A 14254-nucleotide genomic window follows, 5' to 3' on the forward strand; every position below is an offset into this window, starting at 1 on the left:
AAATTAACAATATAAGCAGACACAAAAAACCGGGCACTAGGCCCGGTTCTTTGTAGCAGACAGAACGTCTTACTCAGCAGCTTCTACAGCACCGCCGACAGGACGATCAACCAGCTCGACGTACGCCATAGGCGCGTTGTCGCCAGCGCGGAAACCGCACTTCAGGATGCGCAGGTAGCCGCCCTGACGGGTGGCGTAACGCTTGCCCAGGTCGTTGAACAGTTTGCCAACAGCGGACTTCGAACGGGTACGGTCGAAGGCCAGACGACGGTTAGCAACGCTGTCTTCCTTGGCCAGGGTGATCAGCGGCTCGGCAACGCGGCGCAGTTCCTTGGCTTTCGGCAGGGTGGTTTTGATCAGCTCGTGCTCGATCAGCGACACTGCCATGTTCTGGAACATAGCCTTGCGGTGAGAGCTGGTACGGCTCAGGTGACGTCCACTTTTACGATGACGCATGATTCATTCCTTACCAAACACTACGTTCGGTGATTACGACGATCAGGCGGTCGCCTTGTCGTCTTTCTTAAGACTTGCAGGCGGCCAGTTGTCGAGGCGCATGCCGAGAGACAGACCACGAGAGGCCAGGACGTCCTTGATTTCAGTCAGGGACTTCTTGCCCAGGTTAGGAGTCTTCAACAGCTCTACTTCGGTACGCTGAATCAGGTCGCCGATGTAGTAGATGTTCTCCGCCTTGAGGCAGTTGGCCGAACGTACAGTCAGTTCCAGGTCGTCAACCGGACGCAGCAGGATCGGATCGATCTCGTCTTCCTGCTCGACTACGACGGGCTCACTGTCACCTTTGAGGTCGACGAACGCGGCCAGCTGCTGTTGCAGGATGGTCGCAGCGCGGCGGATAGCCTCTTCAGGATCCAGGGTACCGTTGGTTTCCAGATCAATGACCAGCTTGTCCAAGTTGGTACGCTGTTCAACACGGGCGTTTTCGACCACATAGGCGATACGACGCACCGGGCTGAACGAAGCGTCCAACTGCAGACGGCCAATGCTACGGCTTTCGTCTTCGTCGGTTTGACGGGAGTCAGCCGGCTCGTAACCGCGACCACGAGCTACAGTGAGCTTCATGTTCAGGGCGCCATTCGACGCCAGGTTCGCGATTACGTGATCGGGGTTGACGATCTCGACATCGTGATCCAGCTGAATATCGGCAGCGGTAACCACCCCCGAACCCTTTTTCGACAAGGTCAGCGTAACTTCGTCACGACCGTGCAGTTTGATAGCCAGGCCTTTCAGGTTCAACAGGATTTCAATTACGTCTTCCTGTACACCTTCGATCGCGGAGTACTCGTGGAGTACGCCATCGATCTCGGCCTCGACTACTGCACAGCCAGGCATGGAGGACAACAGGATGCGGCGCAGCGCGTTGCCCAGGGTATGGCCGAAACCACGCTCGAGAGGCTCGAGCGTAATCTTGGCGCGGGTCGGACTGACTACCTGCACATCAATGTGGCGGGGAGTCAGGAACTCATTTACCGAAATCTGCATGGATGCACCTATTTTCTAGCCCTTACTTGGAGTAGAGCTCGACAATCAGGTTTTCGTTGATGTCGGCAGACAGGTCGCTGCGAGCAGGAACGTTCTTGAAAACGCCCGACTTTTTAGCAGCATCCACGTCAACCCACTCAACGCGGCCACGCTGGGCGCACAGTTCAAGGGCTTGAACAATGCGCAGCTGGGCCAGCGACTTCTCGCGGACCGCGACCACGTCACCCGGACGAACTTGGTAGGATGGAATGTTTACAGTCTTACCGTTGACGCTGATCGCTTTGTGCGAAACCAGCTGACGGGATTCGGAACGAGTCGAACCGAAGCCCATACGGTAGACGACGTTATCCAGACGGCACTCGAGCAGTTGCAGCAGGTTCTCACCAGTTGCGCCTTTTTTCGAGGCTGCAGCTTGGTAGTAACCGCGGAACTGACGCTCCAGAACACCGTAGATACGACGGACTTTTTGTTTCTCGCGCAGCTGGGTACCGTAGTCGGACTGACGGCCACGGCGCTGGCCGTGGATACCTGGGGCTGCTTCGATGTTGCACTTCGATTCCAGAGCGCGAACGCCGCTCTTCAGGAACAGATCGGTGCCTTCACGACGAGACAGTTTGCATTTTGGACCAATGTAACGTGCCATTCTTCTGTCTCCTGATTACACGCGACGCTTCTTCGGCGGACGGCACCCGTTATGCGGGATTGGCGTCACGTCGGTGATGCTGGCGATCTTGTAGCCGCAGCTGTTCAGTGCACGAACGGCGGATTCACGACCCGGACCTGGACCCTTGACGTTGACGTCGAGGTTCTTCAGGCCGTATTCCAGCGCAGCTTGACCAGCACGTTCAGCAGCAATCTGGGCTGCGAACGGAGTGGATTTGCGCGAACCACGGAAACCCGAACCACCGGAGGTCGCCCAGGACAAAGCATTGCCCTGACGGTCGGTGATGGTCACGATGGTGTTGTTGAAAGAAGCGTGGATGTGGGCGATGCCATCAACCACTGTCTTTTTGACTTTCTTACGAGGACGAGCAGCAGGTTTTGCCATGTCTATATTCCTGGGCGGTTACTTGCGGATCGGCTTACGCGGGCCCTTACGGGTGCGTGCGTTGGTCTTGGTGCGCTGACCGCGAACCGGCAGACCTTTACGATGACGCAGGCCGCGGTAGCAACCCAGGTCCATCAAGCGTTTGATCTTCATGTTGATGTCACGACGCAGGTCACCTTCGGTGGTGAACTTCGCAACTTCGCCACGCAGGGTTTCGATTTGCTCGTCGCTCAGATCCTTGATCTTAGCGGCTGGGTTTACACCAGCGTCTGCACAGATCTTCTGTGCAGTTGTGCGACCGACACCATAGATGTAGGTCAGCGAGATAACAGTATGCTTGTTATCTGGAATGTTGACGCCTGCAATACGGGCCATTCAGTGGGACTCCAATTGACAGCTACCTACGCCCCGGAAGCCAAGAAATAGGGCGCGAGATAATATCGCTGTAGAAACGAATAATCAACCCAGCAGCGCACTAGCTGCTGGGTTTGAAGCAACGATCACACTCAGCCTTGGCGCTGTTTGTGACGCGGTTCTGCGCTGCAGATCACTCGAACGACGCCTTCGCGACGGATGATCTTGCAGTTACGGCACAGCTTTTTCACCGATGCACGAACTTTCATTACCGACTCCTCGAACCTTAGGGGCGTATCAGCGCAGCAGACCGCTGCCGCCGTAGCCTTTCAGGTTGGCTTTCTTCATCAGGGATTCGTACTGGTGCGAAACGAGGTGCGATTGTACTTGGGACATGAAGTCCATCACAACCACTACCACAATCAGCAACGAGGTCCCGCCAAGGTAGAACGGCACATTTGCTGCCACCACCAGGAACTGGGGCAGAAGGCAGACGGCCATCATGTAAAGAGCACCGAACATGGTCAAACGAGTCAGAACGCCATCAATGTAGCGCGCAGACTGCTCACCAGGACGGATACCCGGAATAAAGGCACCGGACTTCTTCAGGTTTTCCGCTACGTCTTTCGGGTTGAACATCAACGCTGTGTAGAAGAAGCAGAAGAAAATGATCCCTGCACTAAACAGCAGAATGTTCAACGGCTGACCAGGAGCGATCGACTGCGAGATGTCCTGCAGCCAGCCCATACCTTCGGACTGACCGAACCAGGCACCCAGCGAAGCCGGGAACAGCAAAATGCTGCTCGCGAAAATGGCCGGGATAACCCCCGCCATGTTCACCTTCAGCGGCAAGTGGCTGGTCTGCGCAGCAAAAACCTTGCGGCCCTGCTGACGCTTGGCGTAGTGAACGGCGATACGACGCTGACCACGCTCAATGAACACCACAAAACCGATAATCGCTACTGCCAGCAAACCGATTGCGACCAGGGCGAAAATGTTGATATCGCCTGTGCGTGCAGACTCGAAAGACTGCCCGATTGCTCTCGGAAGACCGGCAACGATACCTGCGAAGATCAACATCGAGATACCGTTGCCCACACCGCGCTCGGTGATCTGCTCGCCCAGCCACATCATGAACATAGCGCCTGCCACGAACGTGGAGACGGCAACGACATGGAAGCCCAGGCCCGCAGAAAACGCCACGCCCTGGTTGGCCAGGCCAATGGACATGCCAATGGCTTGAACCAGTGCCAGGATAACGGTGCCGTAGCGGGTGTACTGGCTGATCTTGCGACGGCCAGCTTCACCTTCCTTCTTCAACTGCTCCAGTTGCGGGCTGACCGCCGTCATCAGCTGCATGATGATCGATGCCGAAATGTACGGCATGATCCCCAGTGCAAAGATGCTCATGCGCTCAAGCGCGCCACCGGAAAACATGTTGAACAAGCTAAGAATGGTCCCCTCATTCTGCCGAAACAGATCCGCCAGACGGTCCGGATTGATGCCGGGAACCGGGATATGCGCACCTATCCGATAGACGATGATCGCCATGAACAGAAAGCGCAGACGAGCCCAGAGTTCCGACATCCCGCCCTTACCGAGCGAAGAGAGAGCACCTTGCTTAGCCATTTATTCCTCGAATTTGCCGCCAGCTGCTTCGATAGCCGCACGCGCACCCTTGGTGGCTGCGATGCCCTTGATGGTGACTGCGCGAGTAACTTCGCCAGACAGCATGATTTTCACACGCTGAATGTGCTGGTTGATCACGTTGGCATCCTTCAAGGATTGCACGGAGATCACGTCGCCTTCCACTTTGGCCAGCTCGGACAGACGCACTTCTGCGCGGTCCATGGCTTTCAGGGAAACGAAGCCGAATTTCGGCAGACGACGGTGCAGCGGCTGTTGACCGCCTTCGAAGCCCGGTGCGATCGAACCACCCGAACGGGAAGTCTGACCTTTGTGGCCACGGCCGCCGGTCTTACCCAGACCGCTACCGATACCACGACCCGGACGATGTTTTTCGCGACGGGAACCCGGCGCTGGACTCAGATCATTGAGTTTCATCGATTAACCCTCGACGCGCAGCATGTAGTAAGCCTTGTTGATCATCCCGCGATTCTCGGGAGTATCCAGGACTTCTACAGTGTGACCGATGCGACGCAGACCCAGGCCCTTAACACACAGTTTGTGGTTAGGCAGACGACCCGAGACGCTCTTGATCAGCGTTACTTTTACGGTTGCCATGATCAGAAGATCTCCTCGACGCTCTTGCCGCGCTTGGCAGCAATGGATTCAGGAGATTGCATGGCTTTCAGACCCTTGAAAGTGGCGTAAACCACGTTCACTGGGTTGGTCGAACCGTAGCACTTGGCCAGAACGTTCTGAACACCAGCAACTTCCAGGACAGCACGCATTGCGCCACCGGCGATGATACCGGTACCTTCCGAAGCAGGCTGCATGTAAACCTTCGAGGCGCCGTGGGCAGCCTTGGTGGCGTACTGCAGGGTAGTGCCCTTCAGGTCAACCTGGATCATGTTGCGGCGAGCAGCTTCCATGGCTTTCTGAATCGCAGCAGGTACTTCGCGCGATTTGCCACGGCCGAAGCCGACACGACCTTTACCATCACCAACCACGGTCAACGCGGTGAAGGTGAAGATACGGCCGCCTTTTACGGTCTTGGCAACGCGGTTAACTTGAACCAGCTTCTCGATGTAGCCTTCGTCGCGCTTTTGATCGTTATTTGCCATAACTTAGAACTCCAGCCCGCCTTCACGAGCAGCATCAGCCAGCGCTTTGACGCGGCCATGGTACTTGAAGCCGGAACGGTCAAAGGCAACTTGAGATACACCGGCGGCTTTCGCACGCTCAGCTACCAGCTTGCCAACCTTAGTGGCCGCGTCGATGTTGCCAGTGGCGCCATCACGCAGGTCTTTGTCCAAGGTCGAGGCGCTTGCCAGAACCTTGCTGCCGTCGGCCGAAATGACCTGGGCGTAGATGTGCTGCGAGGAGCGGAACACGCACAGGCGCACGACTTCGAGTTCGTGCATCTTGAGACGTGCTTTGCGAGCGCGACGCAGTCGAGTAACTTTTTTGTCGGTCATTTACTAGGCCCTACTTCTTCTTGGCTTCTTTACGACGGACTACTTCGTCCGCGTAACGCACACCTTTGCCTTTGTAAGGCTCTGGCGGACGGAAGTCGCGGATTTCAGCGGCCACCTGACCTACCAGCTGCTTGTCGATACCCTTGATCAGGATGTCGGTCTGGCTAGGCGTTTCAGCGGTGATACCGGCTGGCAGTTCGTAGTCCACTGGGTGCGAGAAGCCCAGGGCCAGGTTCAGGACGGTGCCTTTAGCCTGTGCCTTGTAACCAACACCGACCAGCTGGAGCTTACGCTCGAAGCCTTGGCTTACGCCTTGGACCATGTTGTTAACCAGGGCGCGGGTGGTACCGGCCATGGCACGAGCTTGCTGGTCACCATTGCGAGCGACGAAACGCAGCTCACCAGATTCTTCGGTAACTTCAACAGACGAGTGAACGTTCAGTTCGAGAGTGCCCTTGGCACCCTTCACCGAAAGCTGCTGACCTGCGAATTTGACTTCGACACCGGACGGCAGCTTAACGGGGTTCTTAGCGACGCGAGACATGTCTATCCCCCCTTAGAACACTGTGCACAGAACTTCGCCGCCGACACCGGCAGCGCGCGCAGCGCGATCAGTCATCACACCTTTGTTGGTGGAGACAATAGACACGCCCAGACCGCCACGTACTTTCGGCAGATCGGTGACGGCCTTGTACTGGCGCAGGCCTGGACGGCTGGAGCGCTTCAGTTCCTCGATGACCGGACGGCCTTCGAAGTACTTCAGTTCGATCGACAGGGAAGGCTTGGCTTCACCAGTTACCTGGTAGCCAGCGATGTAACCTTCGTCCTTCAGAACTTTGGCAACCGCGACCTTCAGGGTAGAAGAAGGCATGCTTACGACGGACTTTTCAGCCATCTGGGCATTACGGATGCGAGTTAGCATGTCCGCTAACGGGTCCTGCATACTCATGGGCTAGATGCTCCTGATACAAGAATTATTAGCCTTGCGGCTATGACAACCACCTGAGCGGATTGGGCAAAAAACCCAGGCTCGGGTGAGCCGGTCATTCTAGACACAAGGCAGAAACGAAACAAGCCCCATATAGGGGCTTGTTTCTTGGCGAGGTCACCGGCGGTCGGAAGATTGCTCCCCTTCCGCCGGGATCACACCGGCAGCGCTTACCAGGAGGCCTTGACCAGACCTGGTACGTCGCCGCGCATTGCAGCTTGACGCAGCATGTTACGGCCCAGGCCGAACTTACGGTATACACCGTGAGGACGACCGGTCAGGCGGCAACGGTTGCGCAGGCGCGAGGCGCTAGCGTCACGTGGCTGCTTCTGCAGAGCGACTACGGCAGCGAAACGCTCTTCTGGAGAGGCGTTAACGTTGACGATGGTCGCTTTCAGCTCAGCACGCTTCTTAGCGAACTTGGCTACCGTCAGCTGACGCTTCAGCTCACGGTTTTTCATGCTCTTCTTGGCCATTTTCCTACTCCAATCAGTTGCGGAACGGGAACTTGAAAGCACGCAGCAGAGCGCGGCCTTCGTCGTCCGAACGAGCAGTGGTGGTCAGGGTGATGTCCAAACCGCGCAGAGCATCGATCTTGTCGTAATCGATTTCCGGGAAGATGATCTGCTCTTTCACGCCCATGCTGTAGTTGCCACGGCCATCGAAGGACTTGGCATTCAGGCCGCGGAAGTCGCGAACCCGAGGCAGGGAGATCGCCAGCAGGCGGTCCAGGAATTCGTACATCTTGTCGCTACGCAGGGTCACCTTGACACCGATCGGCCATCCTTCGCGGACTTTGAAGCCAGCGATGGATTTACGAGCGAAAGTCACGACCGGCTTTTGACCGGTGATCTTTTCCAGGTCAGCTACTGCGTGCTCGATGACTTTTTTGTCGCCGATCGCTTCGCCCAGACCCATGTTCAGGGTGATTTTGGTAACGCGTGGAACTTCCATCACGTTCGACAGCTTAAGTTCTTCCTTAAGCTTAGGAGCGATTTCGTTCCGGTAAATCTCTTTCAGTCGTGCCATGGTCTTCTACCTAGCAGTGTTCAAGCATCAACCGCTTTTTGGGTCGACTTGAAGACACGAATTTTCTTACCGTCTTCTACTTTGAAACCAACGCGGTCAGCCTTGTTGGTTTCGCCGTTGAAGATGGCAACGTTGGAAGCGTGCAGAGGCGCTTCTTTCTCGACGATACCGCCCTGAACGCCCGCCATCGGGTTAGGCTTGGTATGACGCTTGACCAGGTTCACGCCACCGATGACCAGACGGTCATCAGCGAGAACCTTCAGCACCTTACCGCGCTTACCTTTGTCTTTGCCGGCGATCACGATGATCTCGTCGTCACGACGAATCTTTTGCATGTCGGATCTCCTTACAGCACTTCAGGGGCGAGCGAGACGATCTTCATGAACTTCTCAGTACGAAGTTCACGGGTCACTGGCCCGAAGATGCGAGTGCCGATCGGCTCTTGCTTGTTGTTCAGCAGAACAGCAGCGTTGCCGTCGAAACGAATGATGGAACCGTCAGCGCGACGAACACCGTGACGGGTGCGCACGACAACAGCGGTCATCACTTGGCCTTTTTTGACCTTACCGCGCGGAATTGCTTCCTTGACAGTAACCTTGATGATGTCACCGATGCCGGCGTAACGGCGGTGCGAACCGCCGAGCACCTTGATGCACATGACGCGACGAGCGCCGCTGTTATCGGCCACATCGAGCATGGATTGAGTCTGAATCATAAAATTTCTCCGACCCCTAGCCCTTAGACTTCAACAGCGCGTTCGAGGACTTCAACCAGTGCCCAGGACTTGGTCTTGGCCAGCGGACGGGTTTCGGTAATCGAAACCTTGTCGCCGATCTTGCACTGGTTGGTTTCGTCGTGCGCGTGCAGCTTAGTCGAACGCTTAACGTATTTACCGTAGATCGGGTGCTTTACGCGACGCTCGATCAGTACGGTGATGGTCTTGTCCATTTTGTCGCTGACGACACGGCCAGTCAGCGTACGGACGGTTTTTTCAGCTTCAGCCATGATCACTTACCTGCCTGCTGGTTGAGCACAGTTTTCACGCGAGCGATGTCACGCTTAACTTGCGAGAGCAGGTGCGACTGCCCCAACTGGCCAGTTGCTTTCTGCATACGCAGATTGAACTGGTCGCGCAGCAAGCCGAGCAGTTGCTCGTTCAGCTGCTGTGCCGATTTTTCACGAAGTTCATTCGCTTTCATCACATCACCGTCCGCTTAACAAAGGAGGTGGCGAGAGGCAGCTTTGCAGCAGCCAGGGCGAAAGCTTCGCGCGCCAGCTCTTCAGAAACACCCTCGATCTCGTACAGGACTTTGCCTGGCTGGATCTGGGCAACCCAGTATTCCACGGAGCCCTTACCTTTACCCATACGAACCTCAAGAGGCTTCTTGGAGATCGGCTTGTCCGGGAACACACGGATCCAGATCTTGCCGCCACGTTTAACGTGACGGGTCAGCGCACGACGTGCGGACTCGATCTGGCGAGCGGTGAGGCGACCGCGAGCAACAGCTTTCAGGGCGAATTCGCCGAAGCTGACTTTGCTACCGCGCAGTGCCAGACCACGGTTGTGGCCAGTCATCTGCTTGCGGAATTTTGTACGCTTTGGTTGCAACATTTGGCGTACCCCTTACTTAGCAGCTTTTTTACGAGGCGCTGGTGCTTGTGGTTTCAGTTCTTCTTGGCGACCACCAATAACTTCGCCTTTGAAGATCCAAACCTTCACACCGATCACACCGTAAGTGGTGTGAGCTTCGTAGGTGTTGTAGTCGATATCGGCACGCAGGGTGTGCAGAGGCACACGACCTTCGCGATACCACTCGGTACGAGCAATCTCGGCACCGCCGAGACGACCGCTCACCTGGATCTTGATGCCCTTGGCACCAATACGCATGGCGTTCTGTACGGCGCGCTTCATGGCGCGACGGAACATTACGCGGCGTTCCAGCTGCTGAGCTACGCTCTGCGCAACCAGCATAGCGTCGAGTTCCGGCTTGCGGATCTCTTCGATGTTGATGTGCACAGGCACACCCATCTGCTTGGTCAGGTCCTGACGCAGCTTCTCAACATCTTCACCTTTCTTACCGATAACGATACCGGGACGAGCGGTGTGGATGGTGATGCGTGCAGTTTGAGCCGGACGATGAATATCGATACGGCTTACGGACGCGCTTTTTAGTTTGTCTTGGAGGTACTCACGTGTTTTCAGATCCTTCAACAGGTAATCTGCGTAAGTAGCACCGTCTGCGTACCAGACGGAGGTGTGCTCCTTGACGATTCCCAGGCGAATGCCAGTGGGATGTACTTTCTGACCCATCTGATCGACTCCGTTACTTGTCCGCAACCTTGACAGTGATATGGCAAGACCGCTTGACGATGCGATCTGCGCGGCCTTTGGCACGCGGCATGATGCGCTTCAGCGAACGCCCTTCGTTGACGAAGACGGTGGAGACCTTCAGGTCATCAACGTCTGCGCCTTCGTTGTGTTCGGCGTTGGCTACGGCCGACTCGAGGACTTTCTTCATGATTTCAGCGGCTTTTTTGCTGCTGAAGGCCAACAGGTTGAGCGCTTCGCCCACCTTCTTCCCGCGGATCTGGTCGGCGACCAAGCGGGCTTTCTGGGCGGAGATGCGAGCGCCCGACAACTTAGCGGCTACTTCCATTTCCTTACCCCTTAACGCTTGGCTTTCTTGTCAGCCACGTGCCCGCGATAGGTGCGGGTACCGGCGAACTCGCCCAGTTTGTGGCCGACCATGTCTTCGTTCACGAGAACTGGAACATGCAGGCGACCGTTGTGAACCGCGATGGTCAGACCGACCATTTGTGGCAGGATCATCGAACGACGCGACCAGGTTTTAACTGGCTTGCGATCATTCTTCTCCACCGCCACTTCGACCTTCTTCAGCAGGTGAAGATCGATAAAAGGACCTTTTTTCAGAGAACGTGGCACTGTCGTATCCCTCTAGTTACTTGCGACGACGGACGATCATGTTGTCGGTACGCTTATTACCACGGGTTTTCGCACCCTTGGTTGGGAAGCCCCATGGCGATACCGGATGACGACCACCGGAGGTACGACCTTCACCACCACCATGTGGGTGGTCAACCGGGTTCATGGCAACACCACGAACGGTTGGGCGAACGCCGCGCCAGCGTTTGGCACCAGCTTTACCCAGCGAACGCAGGCTGTGCTCGGAGTTCGAGACTTCGCCCAGGGTCGCACGGCATTCAGCCAGTACTTTACGCATCTCACCGGAGCGCAGACGCAGGGTCACGTAAACGCCGTCACGAGCGATCAGCTGAGCCGAAGCACCAGCGGAACGAGCGATCTGAGCACCTTTACCCGGCTTCAGTTCGACGCCGTGAATGGTGCTACCTACTGGAATGTTGCGCAGTTGCAGGGAGTTACCGGCCTTGATTGGGGCCAGGGCACCTGCGATCAGCTGGTCGCCAGCGCTCACGCCTTTAGGGGCGATGATGTAGCGACGCTCACCGTCTGCGTAGCACAGCAGGGCGATGTGAGCAGTACGGTTTGGATCGTATTCGATACGCTCGACAGTGGCTGGAATGCCATCTTTGTCGTTGCGACGGAAGTCGACCAGACGGTAATGCTGCTTATGACCACCACCAACGTGACGAGTGGTAATGCGGCCATTGTTGTTACGACCACCAGACTTCGATTTCTTCTCGAGCAGCGGTGCGTGAGGAGCGCCTTTATGCAGCTCCTTGTTGACCACCTTGACCACGAAACGGCGGCCAGGGGAAGTCGGTTTGCATTTAACGATTGCCATGATGCACCCCTTCCTTACTCAGCACTGCTGCTGAAATCGAGATCTTGGCCTGGCTGAAGGGATACGATCGCCTTCTTCCAGTCATTGCGCTTGCCCAGACCACGTGCGGTACGCTTGGTTTTACCCAGAACGTTAACAGTCGACACGTTTTCAACTTTTACGTTGAACAGGCCTTCGACAGCTTTCTTGATTTCCAGCTTGGTTGCATCGGTAGCAACCTTGAATACGAACTGGCCTTTTTTCTCAGCCAGAACGGTAGCCTTCTCGGAAACGTGCGGGCCAAGGAGGACTTTAAATACGCGTTCCTGGTTCATCCCAGCAGCTCCTCGAATTTCTTCACGGCCGAGACAGTGATCAACACTTTCTCGTATGCGATCAGACTGACCGGGTCGGAACCTTGTACGTCACGTACATCGACGTGCGGCAGGTTGCGAGCAGCCAGGTACAGGTTCTGATCAACAGCGTCCGAAACGATCAGTACGTCGGTCAGACCCATGCCGTTCAGCTTGTTCAGCAGATCTTTGGTTTTCGGCGCTTCAACAGCGAAGTCCTGAACCACGACCAGACGGTCGCTACGCACCAGCTCAGCGAGGATGGAGCGCAGAGCTGCGCGGTACATCTTCTTGTTGAGCTTCTGCGAGTGATCTTGAGGGCGAGCTGCGAAGGTTACACCACCGCCACGCCAGATCGGACCACGAGTGGTACCAGCACGAGCACGGCCAGTACCCTTCTGACGCCATGGGCGCTTACCGCCACCAGACACGTCGGAACGGGTCTTTTGCTGCTTGGTGCCCTGACGGCCGCCGGCCATGTAGGCCACGACTGCTTGGTGTACCAGCGTCTCGTTGAATTCGCCACCGAAAGTCAGTTCGGAAACTTCGATCGCCTGAGCGTCATTTACATTAAGTTGCATGTCAGTTTCCCCTTAACCGCGAGCCTTGACAGCTGGACGTACAACCAGGTCGCCGCCAGTAGCGCCAGGAACGGCACCCTTGACGAGCAGCAGGTTGCGTTCAGCGTCTACGCGAACTACTTCCAGGGACTGAACAGTCACGCGCTCGGCGCCCATGTGGCCGGACATTTTCTTGCCCTTGAACACACGACCAGGAGTCTGGCACTGGCCGATGGAACCAGGAACACGGTGCGACACGGAGTTACCGTGGGTGTTGTCCTGACCACGGAAGTTCCAGCGCTTGATGGTACCGGCGAAGCCTTTACCTTTGGACTGACCAGTAACGTCTACCAGCTGGCCTGCAGTGAAGAGTTCAGCTTTGATCAGATCGCCAGCCTGGAAATCGCCTTCTTCAAGACGGAACTCCCAAACACCGCGACCAGCGGCAACGTTAGCCTTGGCGAAGTGGCCTGCCTGAGCGGCAGTCACACGCGAAGCACGACGCTCGCCGACAGTGACTTGCACTGCACGGTAGCCATCGGTTTCTTCAGTTTTGAACTGGGTGACACGATTCGGTTCGATCTCAATGACCGTGACCGGAATGGAGACACCTTCTTCGGTGAAAATGCGGGTCATACCGCACTTGCGACCGATTACACCAATAGTCATGTTGTAACCTCATGAGTGTACGGGGCTTTCACCCGCTATGGCCGCCCATTTCAGAGCGTTACACGACTAGACCGAAGTCTTAGCCGAGGCTGATCTGAACTTCCACACCTGCCGCCAGATCAAGCTTCATCAGCGCGTCAACGGTTTTATCCGTTGGCTGGACGATGTCCAGAACACGCTTATGAGTGCGAATCTCGTACTGGTCACGCGCGTCTTTGTTGACGTGCGGGGAGACCAGAACGGTGAAACGCTCTTTGCGGGTAGGCAGTGGAATCGGACCACGCACTTGTGCACCAGTACGTTTCGCGGTTTCCACGATTTCCTGGGTGGATTGGTCGATCAGGCGATGGTCGAAAGCCTTCAACCTGATTCGGATTTGCTGATTTTGCATTGGATTTCAGACTCCAGGCTGTTCCCAACGGACGCACTACGCCCGCTAAAAGGAGGCGTGATTCTATAGACGCCCCAATTTAGTGTCAACCCAATAAAAAAAGCCCCCGCTGAGCGGAGGCCTTTTTCAATCGGTCGAGTGATTACTCGATGATTTTGGCTACGACGCCGGCGCCGACGGTACGACCGCCTTCACGGATAGCGAAGCGCAGACCGTCTTCCATTGCGATGGTCTTGATCAGGGTAACAGTCATCTGGACGTGAGCGTAGTGACGAATGGTCGAGTTGTACTCAACGTGAGCGGTGTTGATGGTGATACCGCGCGCTTTCTCTTCCGGAGCCGAGTCGATCTTGTCGAAGTCAACGATTGCGGAACCGAAGACTTCCGAGCAGACGCGAGTCAGAGCTGCGGTCAGAGTGGTCTTACCGTGGTCAACGTGGCCGATAGTGCCGACGTTAACGTGGGGAAGGGAACGATCAAATTTTTCTTTAGCCACG

The 14254-nt window shown here is 56.1% G+C and carries 29 protein-coding genes; all 29 read right to left on the reverse strand.

Annotation, left to right across the window (positions count from 1 at the left end):
• Positions 1–69: 69 nt before the first annotated feature.
• On the reverse strand, positions 70–456 hold the full coding sequence (gene rplQ, locus AK81_RS12295) for a 50S ribosomal protein L17 (RefSeq protein ID WP_003255451.1): 387 nt from the start codon (positions 454–456) through the stop codon (positions 70–72).
• A 42-nt stretch (positions 457–498) separates the two neighbouring features.
• The gene (locus tag AK81_RS12300; RefSeq protein WP_003255452.1) at positions 499–1500 is read right to left on the reverse strand and encodes a DNA-directed RNA polymerase subunit alpha; all 1002 of its coding nucleotides are present in this window, start codon (positions 1498–1500) and stop codon (positions 499–501) included.
• 22 nt (positions 1501–1522) lie between these two features.
• A complete protein-coding gene (gene rpsD / locus AK81_RS12305; RefSeq protein WP_012270238.1) occupies positions 1523–2143 on the reverse strand; it encodes a 30S ribosomal protein S4 in 621 nt (206 codons plus the stop codon).
• 15 nt (positions 2144–2158) lie between these two features.
• Positions 2159–2548: a 30S ribosomal protein S11 gene (rpsK, locus tag AK81_RS12310; RefSeq protein WP_003255454.1), complete on the reverse strand. Its 390-nt coding sequence runs from the start codon at positions 2546–2548 to the stop codon at positions 2159–2161.
• Between the two features lie 18 nt (positions 2549–2566).
• Entirely contained in the window at positions 2567–2923 is a 357-nt protein-coding gene (gene rpsM, locus AK81_RS12315) for a 30S ribosomal protein S13 (RefSeq protein WP_003255457.1), read from the reverse strand.
• A gap of 131 nt (positions 2924–3054) precedes the next feature.
• Positions 3055–3171, reverse strand: a complete 117-nt coding sequence (gene rpmJ / locus AK81_RS12320; protein ID WP_002555468.1) for a 50S ribosomal protein L36 — start codon at positions 3169–3171, stop codon at positions 3055–3057.
• 28 nt (positions 3172–3199) lie between these two features.
• A complete protein-coding gene (gene secY / locus AK81_RS12325; RefSeq protein ID WP_003255459.1) occupies positions 3200–4531 on the reverse strand; it encodes a preprotein translocase subunit SecY in 1332 nt (443 codons plus the stop codon).
• On the reverse strand, positions 4532–4966 hold the full coding sequence (gene rplO / locus AK81_RS12330; protein ID WP_003255461.1) for a 50S ribosomal protein L15: 435 nt from the start codon (positions 4964–4966) through the stop codon (positions 4532–4534).
• A gap of 3 nt (positions 4967–4969) precedes the next feature.
• Positions 4970–5146, reverse strand: coding sequence for a 50S ribosomal protein L30 (gene rpmD / locus AK81_RS12335; RefSeq protein WP_016497744.1), 177 nt, complete (start codon positions 5144–5146; stop codon positions 4970–4972).
• Between the two features lie 2 nt (positions 5147–5148).
• Complete coding sequence (gene rpsE, locus AK81_RS12340; RefSeq protein WP_003255465.1) at positions 5149–5649, reverse strand: 30S ribosomal protein S5; 501 nt, start codon at positions 5647–5649, stop codon at positions 5149–5151.
• Positions 5650–5652: 3 nt separating this feature from the next.
• Positions 5653–6003 carry a 50S ribosomal protein L18 gene (rplR, locus tag AK81_RS12345; protein ID WP_008089801.1) on the reverse strand — a complete coding sequence of 117 codons (351 nt, stop codon included), beginning with the start codon at positions 6001–6003 and terminating at the stop codon, positions 5653–5655.
• 10 nt (positions 6004–6013) lie between these two features.
• A complete protein-coding gene (gene rplF / locus AK81_RS12350) occupies positions 6014–6547 on the reverse strand; it encodes a 50S ribosomal protein L6 (protein ID WP_003255469.1) in 534 nt (177 codons plus the stop codon).
• A gap of 12 nt (positions 6548–6559) precedes the next feature.
• Complete coding sequence (gene rpsH / locus AK81_RS12355; RefSeq protein WP_003255471.1) at positions 6560–6952, reverse strand: 30S ribosomal protein S8; 393 nt, start codon at positions 6950–6952, stop codon at positions 6560–6562.
• A gap of 209 nt (positions 6953–7161) precedes the next feature.
• Complete coding sequence (rpsN, locus tag AK81_RS12360) at positions 7162–7467, reverse strand: 30S ribosomal protein S14 (RefSeq protein WP_009681970.1); 306 nt, start codon at positions 7465–7467, stop codon at positions 7162–7164.
• Between the two features lie 13 nt (positions 7468–7480).
• Positions 7481–8020: a 50S ribosomal protein L5 gene (rplE, locus tag AK81_RS12365; RefSeq protein WP_003255474.1), complete on the reverse strand. Its 540-nt coding sequence runs from the start codon at positions 8018–8020 to the stop codon at positions 7481–7483.
• 20 nt (positions 8021–8040) lie between these two features.
• Positions 8041–8355, reverse strand: coding sequence for a 50S ribosomal protein L24 (rplX, locus tag AK81_RS12370; RefSeq protein WP_003255476.1), 315 nt, complete (start codon positions 8353–8355; stop codon positions 8041–8043).
• Between the two features lie 11 nt (positions 8356–8366).
• Positions 8367–8735 carry a 50S ribosomal protein L14 gene (gene rplN, locus AK81_RS12375; protein WP_002555479.1) on the reverse strand — a complete coding sequence of 123 codons (369 nt, stop codon included), beginning with the start codon at positions 8733–8735 and terminating at the stop codon, positions 8367–8369.
• A gap of 23 nt (positions 8736–8758) precedes the next feature.
• Complete coding sequence (gene rpsQ / locus AK81_RS12380) at positions 8759–9025, reverse strand: 30S ribosomal protein S17 (RefSeq protein WP_023534981.1); 267 nt, start codon at positions 9023–9025, stop codon at positions 8759–8761.
• A gap of 2 nt (positions 9026–9027) precedes the next feature.
• Positions 9028–9219 carry a 50S ribosomal protein L29 gene (gene rpmC / locus AK81_RS12385; RefSeq protein ID WP_002555481.1) on the reverse strand — a complete coding sequence of 64 codons (192 nt, stop codon included), beginning with the start codon at positions 9217–9219 and terminating at the stop codon, positions 9028–9030.
• Positions 9219–9632, reverse strand: a complete 414-nt coding sequence (gene rplP, locus AK81_RS12390; RefSeq protein WP_003255479.1) for a 50S ribosomal protein L16 — start codon at positions 9630–9632, stop codon at positions 9219–9221. The genes rpmC and rplP overlap by 1 nt, the downstream gene beginning before the upstream one ends.
• Before the next feature lie 12 nt (positions 9633–9644).
• Positions 9645–10331: a 30S ribosomal protein S3 gene (rpsC, locus tag AK81_RS12395; protein ID WP_003255481.1), complete on the reverse strand. Its 687-nt coding sequence runs from the start codon at positions 10329–10331 to the stop codon at positions 9645–9647.
• Positions 10332–10344: 13 nt separating this feature from the next.
• Positions 10345–10677, reverse strand: a complete 333-nt coding sequence (gene rplV / locus AK81_RS12400; protein ID WP_003103908.1) for a 50S ribosomal protein L22 — start codon at positions 10675–10677, stop codon at positions 10345–10347.
• 11 nt (positions 10678–10688) lie between these two features.
• Positions 10689–10964: a 30S ribosomal protein S19 gene (gene rpsS / locus AK81_RS12405; protein ID WP_043199414.1), complete on the reverse strand. Its 276-nt coding sequence runs from the start codon at positions 10962–10964 to the stop codon at positions 10689–10691.
• Positions 10965–10980: 16 nt separating this feature from the next.
• The gene (gene rplB / locus AK81_RS12410) at positions 10981–11805 is read right to left on the reverse strand and encodes a 50S ribosomal protein L2 (RefSeq protein WP_008089816.1); all 825 of its coding nucleotides are present in this window, start codon (positions 11803–11805) and stop codon (positions 10981–10983) included.
• A 14-nt stretch (positions 11806–11819) separates the two neighbouring features.
• The gene (gene rplW / locus AK81_RS12415) at positions 11820–12119 is read right to left on the reverse strand and encodes a 50S ribosomal protein L23 (RefSeq protein ID WP_003255484.1); all 300 of its coding nucleotides are present in this window, start codon (positions 12117–12119) and stop codon (positions 11820–11822) included.
• Positions 12116–12718 carry a 50S ribosomal protein L4 gene (rplD, locus tag AK81_RS12420; protein WP_043199415.1) on the reverse strand — a complete coding sequence of 201 codons (603 nt, stop codon included), beginning with the start codon at positions 12716–12718 and terminating at the stop codon, positions 12116–12118. The genes rplW and rplD overlap by 4 nt, the downstream gene beginning before the upstream one ends.
• Positions 12719–12730: 12 nt before the next feature.
• Positions 12731–13366: a 50S ribosomal protein L3 gene (gene rplC, locus AK81_RS12425; RefSeq protein WP_043199417.1), complete on the reverse strand. Its 636-nt coding sequence runs from the start codon at positions 13364–13366 to the stop codon at positions 12731–12733.
• A 79-nt stretch (positions 13367–13445) separates the two neighbouring features.
• Entirely contained in the window at positions 13446–13757 is a 312-nt protein-coding gene (gene rpsJ / locus AK81_RS12430; protein WP_003186070.1) for a 30S ribosomal protein S10, read from the reverse strand.
• 142 nt (positions 13758–13899) lie between these two features.
• Positions 13900–14253, reverse strand: a complete 354-nt coding sequence (locus tag AK81_RS12435; RefSeq protein ID WP_043199418.1) for a GTP-binding protein — start codon at positions 14251–14253, stop codon at positions 13900–13902.
• Position 14254 lies beyond the last annotated feature (1 nt).

The sequence above is a fragment of the Pseudomonas putida W15Oct28 genome, from assembly GCF_000708715.2.
GTDB lineage: Bacteria > Pseudomonadota > Gammaproteobacteria > Pseudomonadales > Pseudomonadaceae > Aquipseudomonas > Aquipseudomonas putida_R.

What these genes read in the sequence shown, in the direction of transcription:
- rplQ (WP_003255451.1), bottom strand. Translation starts at nt 456, where the DNA reads ATGCGTCATCGTAAAAGTGGACGTCACCTGAGCCGTACCAGCTCTCAC.
- AK81_RS12300 (WP_003255452.1), bottom strand. Translation starts at nt 1,500, where the DNA reads ATGCAGATTTCGGTAAATGAGTTCCTGACTCCCCGCCACATTGATGTG.
- rpsD (WP_012270238.1), bottom strand. Translation starts at nt 2,143, where the DNA reads ATGGCACGTTACATTGGTCCAAAATGCAAACTGTCTCGTCGTGAAGGC.
- rpsK (WP_003255454.1), bottom strand. Translation starts at nt 2,548, where the DNA reads ATGGCAAAACCTGCTGCTCGTCCTCGTAAGAAAGTCAAAAAGACAGTG.
- rpsM (WP_003255457.1), bottom strand. Translation starts at nt 2,923, where the DNA reads ATGGCCCGTATTGCAGGCGTCAACATTCCAGATAACAAGCATACTGTT.
- rpmJ (WP_002555468.1), bottom strand. Translation starts at nt 3,171, where the DNA reads ATGAAAGTTCGTGCATCGGTGAAAAAGCTGTGCCGTAACTGCAAGATC.
- secY (WP_003255459.1), bottom strand. Translation starts at nt 4,531, where the DNA reads ATGGCTAAGCAAGGTGCTCTCTCTTCGCTCGGTAAGGGCGGGATGTCG.
- rplO (WP_003255461.1), bottom strand. Translation starts at nt 4,966, where the DNA reads ATGAAACTCAATGATCTGAGTCCAGCGCCGGGTTCCCGTCGCGAAAAA.
- rpmD (WP_016497744.1), bottom strand. Translation starts at nt 5,146, where the DNA reads ATGGCAACCGTAAAAGTAACGCTGATCAAGAGCGTCTCGGGTCGTCTG.
- rpsE (WP_003255465.1), bottom strand. Translation starts at nt 5,649, where the DNA reads ATGGCAAATAACGATCAAAAGCGCGACGAAGGCTACATCGAGAAGCTG.
- rplR (WP_008089801.1), bottom strand. Translation starts at nt 6,003, where the DNA reads ATGACCGACAAAAAAGTTACTCGACTGCGTCGCGCTCGCAAAGCACGT.
- rplF (WP_003255469.1), bottom strand. Translation starts at nt 6,547, where the DNA reads ATGTCTCGCGTCGCTAAGAACCCCGTTAAGCTGCCGTCCGGTGTCGAA.
- rpsH (WP_003255471.1), bottom strand. Translation starts at nt 6,952, where the DNA reads ATGAGTATGCAGGACCCGTTAGCGGACATGCTAACTCGCATCCGTAAT.
- rpsN (WP_009681970.1), bottom strand. Translation starts at nt 7,467, where the DNA reads ATGGCCAAGAAGAGCATGAAAAACCGTGAGCTGAAGCGTCAGCTGACG.
- rplE (WP_003255474.1), bottom strand. Translation starts at nt 8,020, where the DNA reads ATGGCACGACTGAAAGAGATTTACCGGAACGAAATCGCTCCTAAGCTT.
- rplX (WP_003255476.1), bottom strand. Translation starts at nt 8,355, where the DNA reads ATGCAAAAGATTCGTCGTGACGACGAGATCATCGTGATCGCCGGCAAA.
- rplN (WP_002555479.1), bottom strand. Translation starts at nt 8,735, where the DNA reads ATGATTCAGACTCAATCCATGCTCGATGTGGCCGATAACAGCGGCGCT.
- rpsQ (WP_023534981.1), bottom strand. Translation starts at nt 9,025, where the DNA reads ATGGCTGAAGCTGAAAAAACCGTCCGTACGCTGACTGGCCGTGTCGTC.
- rpmC (WP_002555481.1), bottom strand. Translation starts at nt 9,219, where the DNA reads ATGAAAGCGAATGAACTTCGTGAAAAATCGGCACAGCAGCTGAACGAG.
- rplP (WP_003255479.1), bottom strand. Translation starts at nt 9,632, where the DNA reads ATGTTGCAACCAAAGCGTACAAAATTCCGCAAGCAGATGACTGGCCAC.
- rpsC (WP_003255481.1), bottom strand. Translation starts at nt 10,331, where the DNA reads ATGGGTCAGAAAGTACATCCCACTGGCATTCGCCTGGGAATCGTCAAG.
- rplV (WP_003103908.1), bottom strand. Translation starts at nt 10,677, where the DNA reads ATGGAAGTAGCCGCTAAGTTGTCGGGCGCTCGCATCTCCGCCCAGAAA.
- rplB (WP_008089816.1), bottom strand. Translation starts at nt 11,805, where the DNA reads ATGGCAATCGTTAAATGCAAACCGACTTCCCCTGGCCGCCGTTTCGTG.
- rplW (WP_003255484.1), bottom strand. Translation starts at nt 12,119, where the DNA reads ATGAACCAGGAACGCGTATTTAAAGTCCTCCTTGGCCCGCACGTTTCC.
- rplD (WP_043199415.1), bottom strand. Translation starts at nt 12,718, where the DNA reads ATGCAACTTAATGTAAATGACGCTCAGGCGATCGAAGTTTCCGAACTG.
- rplC (WP_043199417.1), bottom strand. Translation starts at nt 13,366, where the DNA reads ATGACTATTGGTGTAATCGGTCGCAAGTGCGGTATGACCCGCATTTTC.
- rpsJ (WP_003186070.1), bottom strand. Translation starts at nt 13,757, where the DNA reads ATGCAAAATCAGCAAATCCGAATCAGGTTGAAGGCTTTCGACCATCGC.